We start from the raw sequence: 397 nt of genomic DNA on the forward strand, positions 1-397 counted from the left end.
GACCCGGCCCGCGCACCCGGCCCCGCCGGCGCGCTGCGCGCCGTACGCACCCCCGTGCTCCGCCGCGGACTCGGGCACCGGCACGTGCACACCGTCACCTGGTTCCGGCACCCGACGGACGGCGGCCCCCTGTACTTCCACAGCGGGGCCACCCCCGGCCAGCAGGCCTTCCTCGGCTTCCGGCCCGACACCGGAACCGCCCTGGCCGCGGTCTGCACCCGCCGCTTCCGCGCCCGCGACCCGTTCGTGGCCACGGCGTACGCCCTGCTCGCGGAAGCGGGGCCGTGACGTCCGTGCCCGGGAACGGCGTCGGCGCCGGCACGGGGCCGGCGCCGTACGGTCATGCCGTCACAGCCGCTGCCACAGCGCCGGAGTGCCGGCGGGCGCCCCCCCCCCC

Annotated in this window: 1 protein-coding gene; it reads left to right on the forward strand. The window is 79.8% G+C overall.

Annotation, left to right across the window (positions count from 1 at the left end; all coding sequences use genetic code 11):
- Nucleotides 1-288: serine hydrolase (locus B7767_RS40120; protein ID WP_179167506.1), on the forward strand; the 288-nt coding region annotated here is incomplete at its 5' end.
- Nucleotides 289-397 lie beyond the last annotated feature (109 nt).

It is taken from the genome of Streptomyces sp. 13-12-16, assembly GCF_002114215.1.
Classification (GTDB): domain Bacteria; phylum Actinomycetota; class Actinomycetes; order Streptomycetales; family Streptomycetaceae; genus Streptomyces.